Annotated in this window: 17 protein-coding genes; 9 read left to right on the plus strand and 8 right to left on the minus strand. The window is 71.3% G+C overall.

All coding sequences use genetic code 11. From position 1 onward, the window contains the following. Positions 1-9 precede the first annotated feature (9 nt). A complete protein-coding gene (locus ACIA8K_RS07610; protein ID WP_396056081.1) occupies positions 10-1,989 on the minus strand; it encodes a HelD family protein in 1,980 nt (659 codons plus the stop codon). A 387-nt stretch (positions 1,990-2,376) separates the two neighbouring features. Here ACIA8K_RS07610 and ACIA8K_RS07615 point away from each other — a divergent pair, with 387 nt between their 5' ends. Next, on the plus strand, positions 2,377-2,979 hold the full coding sequence (locus ACIA8K_RS07615) for an ArsR/SmtB family transcription factor (RefSeq protein WP_396056083.1): 603 nt from the start codon (positions 2,377-2,379) through the stop codon (positions 2,977-2,979). An 8-nt stretch (positions 2,980-2,987) separates the two neighbouring features. Here the strand turns inward: ACIA8K_RS07615 and ACIA8K_RS07620 are convergent, their stop codons facing one another. Both ACIA8K_RS07620 and ACIA8K_RS07625 read right to left on the minus strand, forming a co-directional pair. After that, positions 2,988-3,305, minus strand: a complete 318-nt coding sequence (locus tag ACIA8K_RS07620) for a helix-turn-helix domain-containing protein (protein ID WP_396056085.1) — start codon at positions 3,303-3,305, stop codon at positions 2,988-2,990. Continuing rightward, a complete protein-coding gene (locus ACIA8K_RS07625) occupies positions 3,302-3,667 on the minus strand; it encodes a type II toxin-antitoxin system RelE/ParE family toxin (protein ID WP_396056088.1) in 366 nt (121 codons plus the stop codon). The genes ACIA8K_RS07620 and ACIA8K_RS07625 overlap by 4 nt, the downstream gene beginning before the upstream one ends. Before the next feature lie 65 nt (positions 3,668-3,732). Here ACIA8K_RS07625 and ACIA8K_RS07630 point away from each other — a divergent pair, with 65 nt between their 5' ends. From ACIA8K_RS07630 to ACIA8K_RS07640, 3 genes are all read left to right on the plus strand, one after another. Continuing rightward, positions 3,733-5,010 (plus strand): MFS transporter, encoded by a 1,278-nt coding sequence (locus ACIA8K_RS07630; RefSeq protein ID WP_396056090.1) that lies wholly within the window; start codon positions 3,733-3,735, stop codon positions 5,008-5,010. A 109-nt stretch (positions 5,011-5,119) separates the two neighbouring features. Next, positions 5,120-6,214 carry a hypothetical protein gene (locus ACIA8K_RS07635; protein WP_396056092.1) on the plus strand — a complete coding sequence of 365 codons (1,095 nt, stop codon included), beginning with the start codon at positions 5,120-5,122 and terminating at the stop codon, positions 6,212-6,214. Between the two features lie 222 nt (positions 6,215-6,436). Then, complete coding sequence (locus tag ACIA8K_RS07640; RefSeq protein ID WP_396056094.1) at positions 6,437-6,901, plus strand: GNAT family N-acetyltransferase; 465 nt, start codon at positions 6,437-6,439, stop codon at positions 6,899-6,901. A gap of 31 nt (positions 6,902-6,932) precedes the next feature. Here ACIA8K_RS07640 and ACIA8K_RS07645 read toward each other — a convergent pair whose 3' ends face one another. After that, a complete protein-coding gene (locus ACIA8K_RS07645; RefSeq protein ID WP_396056096.1) occupies positions 6,933-7,799 on the minus strand; it encodes a menaquinone biosynthetic enzyme MqnA/MqnD family protein in 867 nt (288 codons plus the stop codon). Between the two features lie 98 nt (positions 7,800-7,897). After that, positions 7,898-8,827 carry a hypothetical protein gene (locus ACIA8K_RS07650; RefSeq protein WP_396056098.1) on the minus strand — a complete coding sequence of 310 codons (930 nt, stop codon included), beginning with the start codon at positions 8,825-8,827 and terminating at the stop codon, positions 7,898-7,900. Positions 8,828-8,921: 94 nt separating this feature from the next. On the opposite strand from ACIA8K_RS07650, the gene paaA reads away from it, so the two are divergent. Genes paaA through ACIA8K_RS07675 form a run of 5 tightly spaced genes read left to right on the plus strand, consistent with a single transcriptional unit; the run spans position 8,922 to position 12,481 of the window. Further along, the gene (paaA, locus tag ACIA8K_RS07655) at positions 8,922-9,878 is read left to right on the plus strand and encodes a 1,2-phenylacetyl-CoA epoxidase subunit PaaA (RefSeq protein WP_396056100.1); all 957 of its coding nucleotides are present in this window, start codon (positions 8,922-8,924) and stop codon (positions 9,876-9,878) included. Then, positions 9,875-10,147 carry a 1,2-phenylacetyl-CoA epoxidase subunit PaaB gene (gene paaB / locus ACIA8K_RS07660; RefSeq protein ID WP_396056102.1) on the plus strand — a complete coding sequence of 91 codons (273 nt, stop codon included), beginning with the start codon at positions 9,875-9,877 and terminating at the stop codon, positions 10,145-10,147. Before paaA ends, paaB begins: the two co-directional genes overlap by 4 nt. Further along, positions 10,144-10,890 carry a 1,2-phenylacetyl-CoA epoxidase subunit PaaC gene (gene paaC, locus ACIA8K_RS07665; protein WP_396056104.1) on the plus strand — a complete coding sequence of 249 codons (747 nt, stop codon included), beginning with the start codon at positions 10,144-10,146 and terminating at the stop codon, positions 10,888-10,890. Before paaB ends, paaC begins: the two co-directional genes overlap by 4 nt. Positions 10,891-10,937: 47 nt before the next feature. Then, on the plus strand, positions 10,938-11,396 hold the full coding sequence (paaD, locus tag ACIA8K_RS07670) for a 1,2-phenylacetyl-CoA epoxidase subunit PaaD (protein WP_396056704.1): 459 nt from the start codon (positions 10,938-10,940) through the stop codon (positions 11,394-11,396). Further along, complete coding sequence (locus ACIA8K_RS07675; RefSeq protein ID WP_396056106.1) at positions 11,393-12,481, plus strand: 2Fe-2S iron-sulfur cluster-binding protein; 1,089 nt, start codon at positions 11,393-11,395, stop codon at positions 12,479-12,481. Before paaD ends, ACIA8K_RS07675 begins: the two co-directional genes overlap by 4 nt. Here ACIA8K_RS07675 and ACIA8K_RS07680 read toward each other — a convergent pair. From ACIA8K_RS07680 to ACIA8K_RS07690, 3 genes are read right to left on the minus strand one after another with little or no spacing between them, the layout of a single operon-like run. Beyond that, positions 12,478-13,419: an aldo/keto reductase gene (locus ACIA8K_RS07680; protein ID WP_396056108.1), complete on the minus strand. Its 942-nt coding sequence runs from the start codon at positions 13,417-13,419 to the stop codon at positions 12,478-12,480. The genes ACIA8K_RS07675 and ACIA8K_RS07680 overlap by 4 nt on opposite strands. Before the next feature lie 41 nt (positions 13,420-13,460). Then, the gene (locus ACIA8K_RS07685; RefSeq protein ID WP_396056110.1) at positions 13,461-14,297 is read right to left on the minus strand and encodes an SWIM zinc finger family protein; all 837 of its coding nucleotides are present in this window, start codon (positions 14,295-14,297) and stop codon (positions 13,461-13,463) included. Further along, positions 14,297-17,329 (minus strand): SNF2-related protein, encoded by a 3,033-nt coding sequence (locus tag ACIA8K_RS07690; RefSeq protein ID WP_396056112.1) that lies wholly within the window; start codon positions 17,327-17,329, stop codon positions 14,297-14,299. Before ACIA8K_RS07690 ends, ACIA8K_RS07685 begins: the two co-directional genes overlap by 1 nt. Between the last annotated feature and the right edge of the window lie 13 nt (positions 17,330-17,342).

Here is a 17,342-nt window from a genome sequence, read left to right on the forward strand (position 1 = left end):
AACCATCGCTCAGGTCAGCGCCTCCGGCAGCGGAACCGCATGAATGACAGTGAGTCGTGAGACCGCTCGCGTGAGCACGACATAGAGCCTGTTCAATCCACGTGGCTCCGCGGCGACGATGTCCGCGGGCTCGACGACGATCACGTGGTCGTACTCGAGTCCCTTCACGATCGACGCGGGCACGATCTCGACGCGTGGGCTTTCGTCAAGCGCCTTCCTGATCGTCTCGACGGCGGCGTCCGCCGCGATGACCGCCACCGACCCCTCGTGCTCAAGCGCCTTGCGTACCTCAACCGCCAGATCAAATTCAAGATCATCCGTCGCGTGTACGTCGAGGAAGCCGTCCCGCCGCATCGACTCGGCCGGCAGGACGTTGACCTTGAGGCTCGGCAGCAGCCGGTTCGCAAGCGCGATCACCGTGGCCGGCACCCGGAAGCCCACGGTCAGCGGTACCACCGGCGCACCAGGCTTGCCCAGATGCGCCAGCGACACCGCCCAGTCCGAGGACGCCCACGGCGCGGTGCCCTGCGCCAGATCGCCGAGCAGCGTGATCGACCCGTGCTCGCTCCGGCGTGCGATCGCCCGGCACTGCATCGGGGAGAGATCCTGCGCCTCGTCCAGCACCACGTGCCCGAAGCTCGGCATCCGGTCCAGCAGGCCGGCGATCTCGTCAAGCAGCACCGTGTCGGCAGCGGTCCACTTCGTGGATTTCGGGGTCTTGGCCGGCTTCCGCTGCGTGATCAACTCCTGTTCCTCGTCGGTGAGGAGGCCCTGTGCGCTCTCCCGCAGCCTGTCCCGGTCAGTGAGCAGTGCGAACAGCAGCCCTTCCGGTGTCAGCGCCGGCCAGACCGCGTCCAGGAACTCGGTCACCGGCTTCGACTTCGCCATCCGCCGCTGCCATGCCTCGGACGGCGAGTCGCCCCGGTGTGCCTCCGACTGACGCAGCAGCAGCGACACCACCCGGGCCCGGACCCGCTCACGGCCCACCGCGTAGGGCAGACCCTCCCGCCGTGCCTCGTCCACCACCCGGCGCAGCGGCTCCTCACCCACCCGCCAGCGGTACGACGCGTCCGGCACTGTCATCGGCGAGTCCGGCCGGCCGACGTGCGACCAGACCGCGCGCCGCAGCACCTCCGCCATCCGTACGTCGTGCTTGACGATCGCGGCCGCCGTCTCGTCCACCGCCGTGACCTCGCCGCGCCTGATCAGATCCTCGACCGTGCTCTGCGCGACCTCCACCTCGCCAAGCGCCGGAAGCACCGCCGCGATGTAGCCGAGGAACGCCTGGTTAGGCCCGACGATCAGCACGCCGGAGCGCCGCAACCGCTCCCGGTGCAGGTAGAGCAGGTAGGCGGCCCGGTGCAGGCCCACCGCGGTCTTCCCGGTGCCAGGCGCGCCCTGCACGCAGAGCGAGTCGCCCAGATCCGCGCGGACCAGCTCGTCCTGCTCCGGCTGGATCGTCGCCACGATGTCCCGCATCGGGCCCACACGTGGACGCTCGATCTCCTGGGTCAGGATCTTCGACGCGGTGCCCAGCTCCTCGCCGCGGTCCAGGTGCTCGTCCTCGAACGAGGTGATCGCACCCGCCACGAAGCCGAACCGGCGCCGTACCGCCACGCCCTGCGGGTCCTTCACGCTGGCCCGGTAGAACGAGCGCGAGATCGGCGCCCGCCAGTCCAGCACCATCGGCTCGCCGGCCTCGTCCGTGACGTGCCGGCGCCCCACGTGGTACTCGTTCCCGGCGTGTTCCCCGTCGCCGAAGTCCAGCCGCCCGAAGAACAACGGCGTCGACGGGTCGTCGGCGAGCTCCACCACCCGCCGGGCCATGTGCCGTCCGAGCTGCTCCGCCGTGTACGAATCGCCTGCCACCTTGTCGCCGGTCGCGAAGAGCGCCTGCGCGTGCTCCCGCATCCGCCGCAACGCCGCGCGCGACTCGGTCAGATGGGCGCGTTCACCATCAAGCTCACGATCCAGATCTCCTGCGGGCACGCTGCATCCTCACCAAATGAATCCGTGGCTCGCTCGCGTATCCAGACCCCGTCTCCACCGGGCCCCGGCGCGTACGACGTCCGCTTCGGTGCCCTCCCACCGCGGCCGTCAAGCGGCCCTCGACCATACGCCCCCACCCTCGGCATCTCCACCGATTTACAGGTCGCGGTCGCCCGAGGTGAGAACCGATCCCCGAGGCGGAATACTTGACGGAGCGCGAGCGGGAGGCCGGCGATGAGCGGCATTACGCGGTGGCGGCATAAAGGCACGCTCACCCGCATCGCCGACGGTCGCCTGAGTCCCGCCGGACTTCCGGTGCGCGGCCCCCGAAAGATCGAGGGGTGATGTGCGGCTGGGATGATCGGGGTGGCCGAGGGAGGGGTGCTGATGACCGACGCGGAGCGGCGTGGGACGCAGCGGGTGACGATTTCGGACCCGCGGGTGATGCGGGCGCTGGCACACCCGGCCCGGTTGGCGATCATGGAGCACCTCGGCTCGACAGGCGAATCGGTGACCGCCACCTCGTGTGCCGAGGTGGCCGGCCTGTCACCGAGCGCCACCAGCTACCACCTGCGCGCCCTGGCCAAGGCCGGCCTGGTCGAGGAGGCGCCGAGCCGGGGTGACGGACGCGAGCGACTGTGGCAGCCGACCGTCCCGGCGTTCGCCATCGACGCCGGTCAGGACGCGACGGACGACGTGCGGGCCGCCGAGAGCGCGCTCGTCGACGCCTTCCTGCAGCGCGACTTCGAGCGGATCCGCACCTGGGCGCGCTCGGCCCACCTGGCGCCGCCGGAGTGGTACAACGTCGGGCAGCTCAGCAGCATCGTCTGCACCATGACGCCGGACGAGGCGCTCGCGGTCAGCCAGGCCATCTCCGACCTGGTGGACCCCTACCGCAGCCGCACCCGCACCGCCCCGCCCGACAACGCCCGCACCGTCGTCATCCACTACGCCGCCACCCCGCGTGACGTGCTGCCCCCGGCCGACTGACCGCAGTCTCAGGCGATCGCCGCGACGTCCCCGTTCTCGAAGTAGATCGTCTGGCGCAGCCGTCCGCCGAGCGCTGTCGCATACCGCGCCAGCACGTCCTGCCCCGAGATCTTGCCCTGCTCGATCTGCGAGACCCGGCCCTTCGTGATCCCCATCCGCTCCGCGACCTGCTGCTGCGTGAGCCCTCGCGCCTTCCGCAGCTCCGCGAGCCGGTGCCCCACCACGGTGGCCAGCAGCTCCTGCTTGCCGGCCTCGACCGCTTCCTCCCCGCCCGCGCGCTCGACGTACTCGGCGCGCACATCCTTCCAGTGCACGTAGTTGCTCACGGCTGCTCGCTTTCCCCAGTTGAGCGTTCTTTCAGGTAAACGTCGTAGCGTTGCTCCGCCAACGGGATGGCCGAGCGGTACCACCTGTTCCATTCTCCTGCCTTGTCCCCCGCAACCAGCAGGATGCTGGAGCGCCAGGGATCGAAGACAAACAAGATCCGCATTGTGCCTGGCCGCAGCTCCTTCAGGTTCGCTATGGACGACCGGTGGATCGTGTCGACCAAAGGCCGCCCCAGGCCTGGACCGAACTCTGCGAGCAGGTCGAGCGCCTGCACCACGCGCTCGTTGTCGCCGGCTTCGAGGCCGTCGATCCACTCGAGTACCTCATCGATGACGCGGATCTCCCACTCGGTCTCCTCCACCCGAAAAGTATAGCGATTGCTAAACCCCCTTGCGTACCCAATATGTGAAGCGTTATTTTCGAAGTATGTCTTTCACATCTGGATCGGGTTGGCGGGACGCGTATCTGGCGGCCGGGGCGCGTGGGCTCTCCGTGACCGGTGACTTCCTGGCGGCGACCGCGCTCGCGCTCACCCTGCAGTCGGCGGGCGCGGGAGGGTTCGCGGTGGCCGGACTGCTGCTTGCCGGGGTGTTGCCGCTGGTGGTGCTGGCCCCGCTGACCGGGCGGGTCGTCGACCGGGTGGACAGCCGGCGGCTGCTGTGCGGCGTGGGGCTGGCGCAGGCGGCGGTGTGTACGGTGCTGGCCTTCGTGTCGTCGCCGGTGCTGATCGTCGCGCTTGTCGCGTTGCTCGCCTGCGGGCTGGCGTTGACCCAGCCGACGCTCGCGGCGCTGCTGCCGGCCATGGTCGGCCGCGACGACCTGCCGCGGGCCGCCGCGCTCAACCAGACGATGACCTCGATCGGCGCCCTGGCCGCGCCGGTGCTGGCCGGCGTGCTTGTCGGCGGGTTCGGCGCCCGGGTGCCGCTGCTGATCGACGCCGGCGCCTACCTGGCGCTTGTCGTGGCAGGCCTGCTGATCCGCACCCGTCGCGGCGGCAGCGGCGGCGGCGGGGTCAGCGGGGTCAGCGGGGTCACGACACCTGAGCGGACGGCATTCCGCTACTGGCGTGACCCGCTGCTCGGGTCGCTCACGGTGGCGATCGCCGGCGTGGTGCTCGGCGTGGGCGCGATCAACGTGGTGGCGATCTTCTACCTGCGGGAGACGCTGCACGCGTCCACCACCGCGTACGGACTGATCGAGGCGCTCTGGGCGGCCGGGCTGCTGGCCGGCACCTGGGTGGTCGCCCGGCTGGTCCGCCGCATGCGCGACGACGGCATGCTCGTCTACGGCACGTTGTGCACGCTTGCCGGCACCTGCGCGGCGATCGCGGCGATGGCGATCGTCCCGGCGTTGCTCTGGGTCGCCCCGTTCTACCTGCTCGGCGGCTTCTTCAACGGTGGGCTGAACGTGCAGCAGAACGTGCTGATCGCCCGCCGGGTGCCGGCCGAGTCGCACGGCCGGGCCTACGCGGTCTTCGTCGGCTGGGTGCAGGGCGCGAGCCTGACCGGGTACGCGCTGGCCGGCTTCATGCTCGAACTCGCCCCGCCCCGCACGCTTGTGTTCGCGCTGGGCGCCGCGGGCCTCACCATCTGCGCCCTGGTCGCGGTGCCGATCGTCCGCGCGATCCGCCGGGAGCGCGTGGACCGCCGGACGGCCGGACCGGTGACGGCCGGACCGGTGACGACCGCCCTGGTCGCCGCCTGACACCCGTACCCAATTGTCGTCATTCTCGGGTCCTGAAACGGGGTCGTCCGGTGCGGCGCGGGCGGCGACGATCAGATGCGCAGCCAAGAATTGCCGGACGGGGGACGAGATGACCGGCACACAGCGCACCACCGCCCGGGAAGACCTGGTCACAGTGCTGCTCGTGGGCGTCCTGGTGGCCGGCGGCATCACGGACGGCTGGGCGCACTCCAACCTCCCGTCCACGCTGGAGTCGTTCTTCACTCCCTGGCACGGCCTGATCTACGCCGGGTTCGCCGGCCTGGCCGCCTGGACGTGCTGGCAGGCCTACTCGCGTCGCGACGCCGCGCCGCGCTGGTGGCGTGACGGCTGGCCCGCCGGTTACCGGGTCGGTGCGCTCGGTGTGCTCGTCTTCGCGGCCGGCGGTCTCGGCGACCTGATCTGGCACGAGACGATCGGCATCGAACTGGGGCTGAACGCGCAGTTCAGCCCCAGCCACCTGCTGCTCGTCATCGGCGCGATGCTGCTCGCCAGCAGCCCCCTGCGCGCCTGGTGGGCCGCGGGCGAGAACGGTCTGCGCACGGTCACCGGCGTTGCCTCGCTCGCGCTGACCACCTCACTCACCACGATCCTGTTCAGCCACTCCAGCGCGTTCCTCACCGACGCGCCGACGCAGCCGTTCGCGCCGGGCAACGCGGCCTCAAACGGCGGGCTCGACGCGATCGGCGGCACGACCGCACTGATCGGCATCGACGCGTTCGTCTTCACCACCCCGATCATCGCGATTCCGTTCCTGCTCGCCCACCGCCGCCGCCCCACGCTCGGCGCGGGCACCGCGATCGTCGCCGCGACGGCCCTGTTCGGCCTGTTCATGTTCGAGTTCGCGGCCCCGATGGCGATCGCCGCGCTTGTCGCCGTGCTCGCCGCGCTCCTCGCCGACGTAGCAGTCCTCTGGCTCGACGCGGTCCGTGGCCCCCGCGCCCCGCTGCGGCTGCCGCTGGCCGGCGCGGTCTACGTCGCCATGGTCTGGTCCGGCCTGCTGCTCGGCCTGCACCTGGACGCGGGCCTGCGCTGGCCGATCGAGATGATCACCGGCATCGTGGTGATCACCGCCGCGCTCGGCGCACTGCTGGGCGGCCTGGCCGCACCCCCGGCCACCCACGTCACCCCGGAACCCCACACCCTCGTCCCGGCACCCGAAAAGGCACAGACCGGACGCCCCTGAAGCACAGACCTGAAACCCGAAAGCACAGACCTGAAACCCGGAAGTACAGGGCCGAAGATCCGGAAACCCGAAGCGATCTTCCCGCTTCCGCGGTGGTCCGGCCCGCACGCTCCCGCGGGCCGCGGTCCGCGGGTGGCAAGGGCACCTGACGGGTGTGCGATACCTCGCGGCCAGCGCCACCCGGCGGAGGCGTGCGACAGGTGTCCTGGAACCATGCGCGGCATGTCGAACATCTCCGAGAGCGTGAACCTGGCCGCGGTCGACGCCGGGAACTGGCGGGTGGTGGCGGATCTGTCCGTGGCGGCGCATCAACGTGAGTGGGTGGCTCCGCCGACCTACTACCTGGCGCTCTGCACCTACGGGGAGGCCGGGTGGCGGCCGCTGGCGGTCCGGGCCGGGGACGAGGTCGTCGGGTTCCTGATGTGGACGATCGACCCCGACGACAACGCGGCGTGGATCGGTGGCGTCGTCATCGACCAGACCCGGCAGGGACAGGGCATCGGGCGGGCGGCGATCCGCGCGCTGATCACGCGGATCGAGGCCGAGGAGCCGGGCGTGACCGGATTCGCGCTGTCCTACGAGCCGGCGAACGAGGCGGCCCGCCGCTGCTACGCCAGCCTGGGCTTCGTCGAGACGGGCGAGACCGAGGACACCGAGGTCGTCGCCCGCCTCACGAAAACGGCGTAGGGCGTATGCGGCGGATGGTCGTGCGCCGTCGCTATCCGCCACGCACGCCTGGCGCGGTGAAGAACGCCGGTCCGCCCTCGGGCAGGGCCGGCGCCTCGCCCGCGACGGCGGCCCGGCGAGCGAACTCGCGCAGCCCGTCGACCTGACGCGCGCCGAGCGAGAAGTCAAGCGCCCGGAAGTAGGTGGCCAGCGTGGCCGCGTCGAACGGCTCCCAGCGCGCGGCGGCCTCGGCGACGTCGTCCAGCTCGGCGAGGCACAGGTCGCGGGAGCGCAGGAACGCCTCGTGCACATCCTTGACCAGGCCGGGGTGCGCTGCGGCGAAGTCGCGGCGGGCGGCCCAGACCGCGAAGACCATCGGCAGGCCGGTCCACTCGCGCCAGGCCTGGCCGAGGTCGGTGACGTGCAGGCCGAGGCGCGGGGCCTCGTACATGGCGCGCAGCGCCACGTCGCCGATCACCACTGCGGCGTCCGCCTCAAGCAGCATGGCGGTCAGGTCGGGCGGGCAGGTGTAGTACTCCGGGTTCACGCCCCAGCGCTCGGCGAGGAGCATACGGGCGAGCAGCACGCTGGTCCTGGACGCGGAGCCGAGCGCGACCCGGGCGCCGTCCAGCTCTTCGAGCGGCTTCTTGGACACGATGTTGACGGAGAGCACCGGCCCGTCGCTGCCGACCGCTATGTCCGGCAGGACCACAAGCTTGTCCGCGTTCCGTACGTACTCGATGAGCGAGATCGGCCCGATGTCCAGGTCGCCCGCGACGAGCGCGTCGTTCAGCTTGTCCGGGCTGTCCTTGTGCAGGTCCACGTCGAGGAGGGCGCCGGAGCGCATCAGACCCCAGTAGATCGGGATGCAGTTGAGGAACTGGATGTGACCGACCCGGGGGCGCTGTGCGACGCTCATGGCCGCCAGGTTATCCGCCGTTCGGCGGCGCAGGCCCGGGCGGAAGGTCACAGTGCGGCCGAGAACACAAACCCTCAGAAATCGCTCGGCGGGGTGGCTCAGGACCGCAGTTGCCGGCCGACCTTCCGGCAGATGGCTGCGCCGTAGTCGAACCCGCGCCACGCCGGATACCTGGTCATCACGCCGATGCTCCAGCCGTCGCCGATCGCCAGGCAGTTCACGTGCCACTGGCCGAGCGTCTCCCGGACCACCCAGCCGTTCTTGATCGCGATGGTCGGCGCGACCGTGGCCGGGAACGCCCGGCGCAGGCCGAAGTCGCCCACGCCGCGGACCGCGCGCATCTCGTGCAGCAGCCACGGCGTCCAGGTCGCGCCGGCCGCCCGGCCGTCCGCGAGGCAGCGGCCGAGCAGCGCCACGTCGCGGGCGGAGAGCCGGGTGTTGCTCCACATCTGCCGGTGCGGCCCGCCGTCGACCAGCTGGCAGAGGCGTTGCAGCCGCCGGATCGACTCGGACCGGCCGACCGCGGCCCAGAGCGACTCCGCCGCGTCGTTGTCGCTGTCCCGGATCATGATGCGGAGCTGGCGCATGCGCGACTGGCCGGGGCGGCGGCCGGCCTCGTCCGCGCGGCGCAGGAAGTCAGCACCGATCCACGCTTTGATCAGGGAGGCGGTGGTGCTTGTCTCGCCGAGGTTGGGTGAGCCGGAGACGATCCCGGTGCGGTGGTCGAGCAGTGCCCAGGACCACCAGGCGTCGTCGTCGAGGTGCACGGCGGCCGGTCGGACCTCGTCCGCCGGGCGGGACTCCAGGACGCGTGCGGAGGTCGGCGGCACCGCGGCCTTCTCCAGCACCCGGGGCGGCGGCGCCGGTGGAGCGGCGGGCGTGTGCCAGATCGCGGGCGCGGCCTGTGCGTCGTCCGGGACCAGGCGCATGACGGCGACGCCGCTGCCGGCCGCGAGCACCGCCAGCACGGCGGCGGGCAGGATCAGCCCGCTTGCCCGGCGCCGTGGCACTGCTCGTCGCTTACCCACGAGAATGATCCTATGCCCGAAAAGTAGAAAATGCCGGTTTCGCCGCGTGTGACAGTCTATTGCTTGCGTGCCGGTGTGGTGTAACACTCGGGTGATGGACGGCATCGATGAGCTGACCCGCGAGGAACGCTTCGACGCCCTGGTCGCGGCCGAGGAGAAGGTCGAGCCGGCCGACTGGATGCCGGAGGCGTACCGGAAAGGGCTGATCCGCCAGATCGCCCAGCACGCCCACTCCGAGATCATCGGCATGCAGCCGGAGGGCTCCTGGATCACCCGGGCCCCAAGTCTCAAGCGCAAGGCGATCCTGCTCGCCAAGGTGCAGGACGAGGCCGGCCACGGGCTCTACCTCTACGCCGCCGCGGAGACGCTCGGCGTGACCCGCGACGAGCTGGTCGGCCACCTGCTGGAGAAACGGCAGAAGTACAGCTCGATCTTCAACTACCCCACGCTTACCTGGGCGGACATCGGGGCGATCGGCTGGCTTGTGGACGGCGCCGCGATCGTCAACCAGGTCCCGCTCTGCCGCTGTTCCTACGGGCCGTACGCACGGGCCATGGTGCGCATCTGCAAGGAGGAGTCGTTCCACCAGCGCCAGGGCTACGAGCTGCTGCACACGCTCGCCCACGGCACCGAGGCCCAGCACGCGATGGCCCAGGACGCGCTCGACCGCTGGTGGTACCCGTCGCTGGCGATGTTCGGCCCGCCGGACGCCGACTCGACGCACTCCACCCGCTCGATGACCTGGAAGATCAAGCGCTTCGGCAACGACGAGCTGCGCCGGCGCTTCGTCGACATGTGCGTACCCCAGGCGGAAGTGCTTGGTCTGCGCATCCCGGACGACGCGCTCCGCTGGGACGACGCCCGGCAGACCCACGACTTCACCCCGCCGGACTTCGACGAGCTGATGCGTGTGATCGGCGGCGACGGCCCGTGCAACGACGAGCGCATGGCCCACCGCCGCGCCGCTCACGAGGACGGCGCCTGGGTCCGGGAGGCCGCCACCGCATACGCGGAGAAGAACACCCGAAAAGCCGCGGGGGTACGGGCGTGAGCGCGGACTGGCCGCTCTGGGAGGTCTTCGTCCGCCCGCGCCGCGGCCTGTCGCACACGCACGCCGGCAGCCTGCACGCGCCGGACGCGGCCATGGCGCTGCGCAACGCCCGCGACCTCTACACCCGGCGGCAGGAGGGCGTCTCCGTCTGGGTCGTCCCGTCCACAGCGATCGTCACCTCCGACGATCCGGCCGTGGCCACCGCCCCGGACAAGGCCTACCGCCACCCCACCTACTACCAGGTCCCGGACGGAGCGCCGCACCTGTGACCGCGGACCTGGCCGCCTACCTGCTCGGGATCGGCGACGACGCGCTGATCGCCGCCCAGCGGCTCGGCGAGCTGTACGCGTCCTCACCCGAGATGGAGGAGGACGTGGCGCTTGCGAACATCGCGCTCGACCAGCTCGGCGCCGCCCGCCTGCTGCTCGAGTACGCGGCGGAGCTGACCGGCGACGGCGACGAGGACACGCTCGCGTTTCTGCGCGGCCCGGCCGAGTTCCGCCACCACGTGCTTGTCGAGCTGCCCAACGGCGACTTCGCTGTCACCATCGCCAAGCTGCTGTTCCTCGCGGCCTGGCAGCGCCCGCTCTACGCCCGCCTCGCGGTGGAGTCGGCGGATGTGCGGCTGACCGGGATCGCGGCCACGGCCGGGCTGGAGACCGCCTACCACCTCGACCATGCGGCACAGTGGACGATCCGGCTCGGCGACGGCACCGGCGAGTCGCATCGGCGCATGCAGGACGCGATCGACGCGCTCTGGCCGTACACCCGCGAGTTCTTCGCTCCTGATCCGGTCGCGCAGCGACTGCCAGGCGTCGCGGTGACGCCGACGCGCGCGGAGTGGGACGCGCTCATCGCCCCGACGCTTGCCGAGGCCACGCTGCGCACGCCCGCGGCCGGCCCGGCGGAGCCGGAGACGAACGGCCGCGCCGGCCGGCACACCGCACACCTTGACGCGCTGCTCGACGAGATGCAGTCGCTGTACCGCGCGCATCCGGGCGCACGCTGGTGACCCCGCACCCGCAGGGCACGGCCGCGGCCGTGAACCCGGAGGGCGTGGTGACGACCGCGCTGTCTGCCGCCTCGGCTGTCGTCGATCCGGAGCTGCCGTTTGTGACCATCGCCGAGCTGGGCATCCTGCGCGCGGTCGACGAGCTGGACGGCGGCCGCGTCGCCGTGACGATCACGCCGACCTACACCGGCTGCCCGGCCGTGTCCGTGATCCGCGAGGACGTGCGGGCCGCGCTCGCGGACGCCGGCTATCCGGACGCGGAGGTGCTGACCAGGCTGAACCCGCCGTGGAGCACCGAATGGATCAGCGCGGACGGCCGCCGCAAACTTGCGGACGCCGGGTTGGCGCCGCCCGCGGTGAAGCCGCTGCTGACGATCTCCGTGCGCTGCCCGCGCTGCGGCTCGCCGGACACCGAGGAGCTGAGCCGCTTCGGCTCGACCGCGTGCACCGCGGTGTGGCGCTGCCGTGCCTGCGCGGAACCCTTCCCGCGGGTCAAGGAGCGATGACCATGACCACGATGGTACGGAGGCGCCCGGTCTGGCACCCGCTGCCGGTGGCGGCCGTCGGGCGGCTCACCGCGGAGGCGGTCACGATCACGTTCGCGGTGCCGCCGGAGCTGCGCGCTGTTTACGCGTTCCGCCCCGGCCAGCACCTGACCGTCCGCTACGCGCCGGACGTGCGCCGCTCCTACTCGATCTGCTCGACCCCGTCCGAGCTGGCGGAGGCCGGAAGGATCCGGATCGGCGTGAAGGAGGTGCCGGGCGGCGCGTTCAGCAGCCACGGCGTCCGCGCGCTGCTCGCCGGTGCGACGCTTGAGGTGCTGCCGCCGCTCGGTACGTTCACCACCGCGCTCGACCCGGGCCGCACCCGACGCTACGGCGCGATCGTGGCCGGCTCCGGCGTCACCCCGGTGCTGAGCCTGATCGCCACCGCGCTCGCCACGGAGCCGGCCAGCACGTTCACGCTGATCTACGGCAACCGCGCGGCCGCGAGCGTGATGTTCGCGGACGAGCTCGGTGACCTGAAGGACCGCTACCCGTCCCGCCTGCAGATTCTGCACGTGCTGTCCCGCGAGCCGGGCCTGTCGCCCGCGCTCTCCGGCCGTCTCGACCGTCCGCGTCTTGAGCTGCTGCTCGGCAACCTAGTTCCGCAGGACATCGACGAGTGGTTCCTGTGCGGCCCGGCCGGCCTGGTCGAGACGGCCCGCGAGGCGGTGCAGGCCCGCGAGGCGGTGCAGGCGCCGTTGGTGCACGCGGAGCTGTTCTACGCCGGAGCGGAACCGACGGCCCCGATCGTGCCGGTGGGCGCCGCGGGCGACGTCGCGTTGACGTTCCGCCTGGACGGCCGCGAGTCAAGCACCACGATGTCCCACGACACCCGGGTGCTCGACGCCGCGCTTGCGGTCCGCGCCGAGCTTCCCTACGCCTGCAAGGGCGGTGTCTGCGCCACCTGCCGCGCCCGCTTGACCTCGGGCCGGGTCGAGATGGCACGCAACTACGCGCTGGAGCCGGACGACGTGGCCGCCGGCTACATCCTGACCTGCCAGTCCGTCCCGCTCACCGACGCACTCACAGTCGATTACGACGGCTAACGGATCGCGTCCAGCTTGACCAGGTCGTCCGCACTCAGGCGCCACGCACCGGCGGCCGCGTTCGCCCGGACCTGTTCGGGGCTTGTGGCACCGGCTATCACGCTCGACACGCCGCGCCGCGAGGTCAGGCCCGCGATCGCCACGTCGAGCAAGGTTTTGCCGCGGACCTGGGCGAAGCTCTCGATCGTCTCGATCACGTCCCACGGCGCGTCGGCAAGCAGCGCGGCATAGCGCTCATCCGAGAGACGGCCGCCCACCGGCGGGGGTGACTCGCGCCGGTACTTGCCGCTGAGCAGCCCGCTGTCCAGCGGGAAGAACGGCAGCAGCCCCAGGCCGAAGCGCTGGCAGGCGGGCAGCAGCTCGGCCTCCGGGTCGCGGTGCAACAGGCTGTACCGGTTCTGCGCGCTGATGAACGGCGTCCGGTGCGTGGTGCGGGCGGTCCAGGCCGCGTCGACGATCTCCCAGGCCGCGAAGTTCGAACAGCCCAGGTAACGCACCTTGCCGGCCCGGACCAGGTCGTCGAGTGCGGACAACGTCTCCTCTATCGGCGTGGCCGGGTCGGGCCGATGCAGCTGGTAGAGGTCGATGTAGTCGGTGTCCAGCCGGCGTAGCGAGGACTCGACCGCACGAGTCACGTAGCGGCGGGACGCGCGGGCGCCGAAGTCCTGCCCGTTGCCGCCGGCCATGTCCATGCCGAACTTGGTGGCGATGACCACGTCGTCGCGCCGGCCCTTGAGCGCGGCGCCGAGGAACTGCTCGGAGGTGCCGCGCGGCTCGCCGTACACGTCAGCGGTGTCGAAGAAGTTGATCCCGGAGTCGAGCGCGGCGTCGACCACGGCCCGGCTGGCGTCCGCGTCCAGGCGGCGCCCGAAGCTGCTGCAGCCGAGGCCGATCGCGGAGACCGTCAAACCCGAGTCGCCGAGTCGCCGATAACTCATCTCGTCCTGCCCCACAACCGCAGCTTAAGTCTCCCTGGTCGTCAGCCGGCACTGTCCGTCGGCAGGTCACCGCCATCAAGCGAACGGTAGGCCGCGCGCAGCAGATCCACCAACGGAATATGGCGAACCCGGATCTCGGGCGGGTCCAGCGCGCGAAGCAGCAGGTCAGGAGGGGCCGTGACGCGATTCATGCCGTGCTCGCGGAGCTTGGCGGGGGAAGCGCCGGGCGCGTAGAAACCGTCAAGCGCGTCGGCAAGCGGCACGTGCTCCACGGCCAGCGCGTCATAGGCGGGACCGGCCGTGCCCAACGACCCCAGAAGCTCCTCCCGGGTACGCCCCCGCCACGCCAACACCAGGAACGGGTCGTCGTCGAACGCCTCCGCGAGCAGGTAGAGCGCGGCGGACAGGTGCTTGCACGGGAAGCCCCAGTCCGGGCAGCTGCACTCCATGTCCAGCTCGGCCGGGAACAGCGGCGCGCCGAGTGCGTCGAAGACCTCGACGATCTCGGTGGGCATCTCGCCGGCAAGCAGTTTCGCGCGGTACAGCGCCTGCGAGGCCAGCTCCGACGAGATCGCGTCCCAGCGGCTCTCGTCGTACCGCTGGATGGTGATCGTGACCTTGTAGGGTTTCGGCCGCGAGCCCTGAACCTCGGACGTGACAGTGCCGGGCGCCACCGACAGGCTGAGCACCTGGCCCTTGCGGGCGTAGGCGCGGCCGCGGGCGAGTCGTCCCGGATCGCAGATGCCCTCCAGGATCTCGATGAAATGCCGTGACCACCACTGCTCGCCGATCGCGCCGCGTTGTGAGCGCGCCTTGAGACCGCCGCTGACCTCGATGGGCTTGGCGGCCTCGAACCAGCCGTCACGTCCGACCGGCATCAGCCCACCGCCGACGGGTCGAGCGCGAAGAGGTCGCGCAGCGCGTCCGTGGACAGGTCGGTGATCCACTCTTCGCCGGTGCCGACCACGGACTCGGCGAGCGCCTTCTTCCGCTCGATCATCTCGTCGATCCGCTCCTCAAGGGTGCCGGTGCAGATGAACTTCCGGACCTGCACGTTCTTACGCTGGCCGATCCGGTACGCCCGGTCCGTGGCCTGGTCCTCGACGGCCGGATTCCACCACCTGTCGACGTGTACGACGTGGTTCGCGGCGGTCAGGTTGAGCCCGGTCCCGGCCGCCTTCAGCGAGAGCAGGAAGATCGTCGGCTCGTCCGAGGTCTGGAACGTCTCGACCAGCTCGTCCCGCCGCGCCTTGGTGAGGCCGCCGTGCAGCCAGAGCACCGGGCGGTCCAGCCGGGCCTGCAGGTACGGCTGGAGCAGCGTGCCGAACTCCGCGTACTGGGTGAAGACCAGCCCTTTCTCCCCGTCCGCCACGATCTCCTCGCAGAGCGACTCCAGCCGGTCCAGCTTGCCGGAGCGGCCGGGCAGCGCGGAGCCGTCCTTGAGCAGGTGCGCCGGGTGGTTGCAGACCTGCTTGAGCCGGGTCATCGCGGCAAGCACGTTGCCGCGCCGCTCGATGCCGGTGCTCGCCGAGATGGTCGCCATCATGTCCTCGACGACAGCGGCGTAGAGCGTGGCCTGCTCCGGCGTGAGCGTGCACCACACCTTGACCTCAAGCTTCTCCGGCAGGTCGGAGATGATTGACTTGTCAGTCTTCAGGCGCCGCAGGATGAACGGCCCGGTGGCCTGCTTGAGCGCGTGCGCCGCGGCCTCGTCCTGCCGGGCCTCGATCGGCTCCTGGTACCGCGAACGGAACCGCTTTGCCGTGCCGAGCAGCCCCGGGTTGCAGAATTCGAGAAGCGCCCACAGCTCCGCGAGGTGGTTCTCCACAGGCGTGCCGGACAGTGCCAGCCGGGTCCGGGCCGGGATCGCGCGCGCGGCCTGCGCCTGCCGGGTGCCGCTGTTCTTCAGCGCCTGCGCCTCGTCACAGACCACGCGCTCCCACTGCTGCTCCTGCAACAGCTCAAGATCCCGCAGCGCGGTGCCGTAGGTGGTGATCACCAGGTCGTGCTTGCTCAGCGCCGAGGGGTCGCGTCCGGCGCCGTGGTGCACGTGGACGGTCAGCCCGGGCGCGAACCGCTCGGCCTCCTTGCGCCAGTTCGACACCAGCGACATCGGGCAGATCAGCAGCGTGGGGCCGGTCGAGTCTGCCTTTTCGGACACGAGCAGGGAGAGCGTCTGCGCGGTCTTGCCGAGGCCCATGTCGTCGGCCAGGATCCCGCCGAGCCCGAGCTTGGACAGGAACGACAACCAGGACAGACCCCTCTCCTGGTACGGCCGGAGCGTGCCGGCGAACCCCTCGGGCGTCGCGATCGGCGTCAACCGTTCCGCGGCCTGGCCGGAGAGCAGGTCACCGAGCGGCCCGTCCGCGTCCACGGCCAGCAGCGGCAGGTCCGACTCTCCGCCGTCGACCACCTGGGCCAGCACGTCCGCCGCGGTCAGCTCGCCCTCGCGGCGCCGGCCCACGGCCTTGAGCGCGGCCTTGAGCTGCCGGTCGTCAAGCTCCACCCAGCGCCCGCGCACCCGGATCAGCGGTACCGCGCTGAGTGCCAGCCGTTCCAGCTCCGCCGCGTCGATCGTCTCGTCGCCGACCATCAGGTCCAGCCGGTAGTCGACAAGCTCCGACATGCCGAAGCCCTGGGACGCGACCGCCTTCGGCCCGGACGTGGTCTTCTTGGTTCTCGCGGTGAGCTTCAGGCCGAGGCCGCGCTTGCCGGCCCACGACGGGAGCTGCACACCGTAGCCCGCGGCCTGAAGCAACGGCGCCGCCGCGCTGAGGAAGTCGAACGCGCCGGCCGTGTCCAGCTCCATGCCGTCCGGCCGGGCCTTGCGCAGCGACTCGTAGAGCGCGGGGAACAGCCGCACCGCGCGACCCAGACCGGCCAGCAGCGTCTCGTCCGCGCGCGGCCATTCCGCCGCGCCCTCGAAGACGTCCTCCGCGGTCACGTAGTGCGCCGGATCCTCCGTGGACTGCAACGCGAACTCAAGCCACCACTCGTCCGCGCCCCGCACCGGCTCGTCCAGCCGGAAGCTCACCCGTGCCGGTCCGTTCGCCGCCTGCGCCGCCTCGAACCATTCCGTCAGCGCCGCCTGCAGCGCCTCGGCCTCGGCCTTCTTCGCGCCTGGCAATGTTGCGTCGTCGCCGGAGAGCGCCACGACCCAGCGATCGGCAAGCGGCGCCGTCTTCCCGGGCCGGTGACCGAGCAGCAGCCGCTCCGGGAAGACCTGCCGGGCCGCGGCATCAACCAGAAGATCAAGCGCCTGCCGGAGTACGGCGTCAGCGTGTTGTTCGGTGTCGCCGAGTGCACGGCAGACCGGCGGCATGGCCTGCGCGAAGGACCGGAACGCGGCCGCGTCCGAACCGGTCAGCACGGCACGCCAGCGAGCCTCGTCGGGTGCCGCGCGGCTCGGTGCGGCGTCGTTCACCGCGCGGCGTGGTGTGCCGTTGCGCGCCGCGTGCGGGCGGGCCTCGCCGCGCACCAGCTGTGGCAGCATCCGGCCGCGCCGGACCAGGTCCTCGGCCAGCTCGGCGACGGCGCCCAGATAGCGCAGCGATTCGGCCGGAGCCCAGGTGCCGTCGGTCTCGGCGCGCAGGAACTGCAGCGCGCGGCGCGCGTCGACAAGCAGTGCCGGGACGGTCCAGCGGGCCAGCTTGGGCGCGCGGGCGGCGACCGTCAGGCCGCTCTCCGGCGACGGCAGCGGCGACCGGGTGGAACTGGGGAGCGCGATGACGAGCACGGTCTCCTCGCCGGCCAGGTCGATCGCGCCGGCCAGATCGTGTGCCCCAGCGGCGTACCGATGAGGCTTGATCGTGGTTTTGATCTGGCTCTTGGTGTCCTCGCCCGCTCGCGTGGGGTCCTCGGCCCAGAGCGCCAGGCGGCCGTCGTGCCAGCCGCCGTGCACCACCAGCATGTGCGACCTCTTC

Source organism: Catenuloplanes sp. NPDC051500 (assembly GCF_044454585.1).
Lineage (GTDB): Bacteria > Actinomycetota > Actinomycetes > Mycobacteriales > Micromonosporaceae > Catenuloplanes.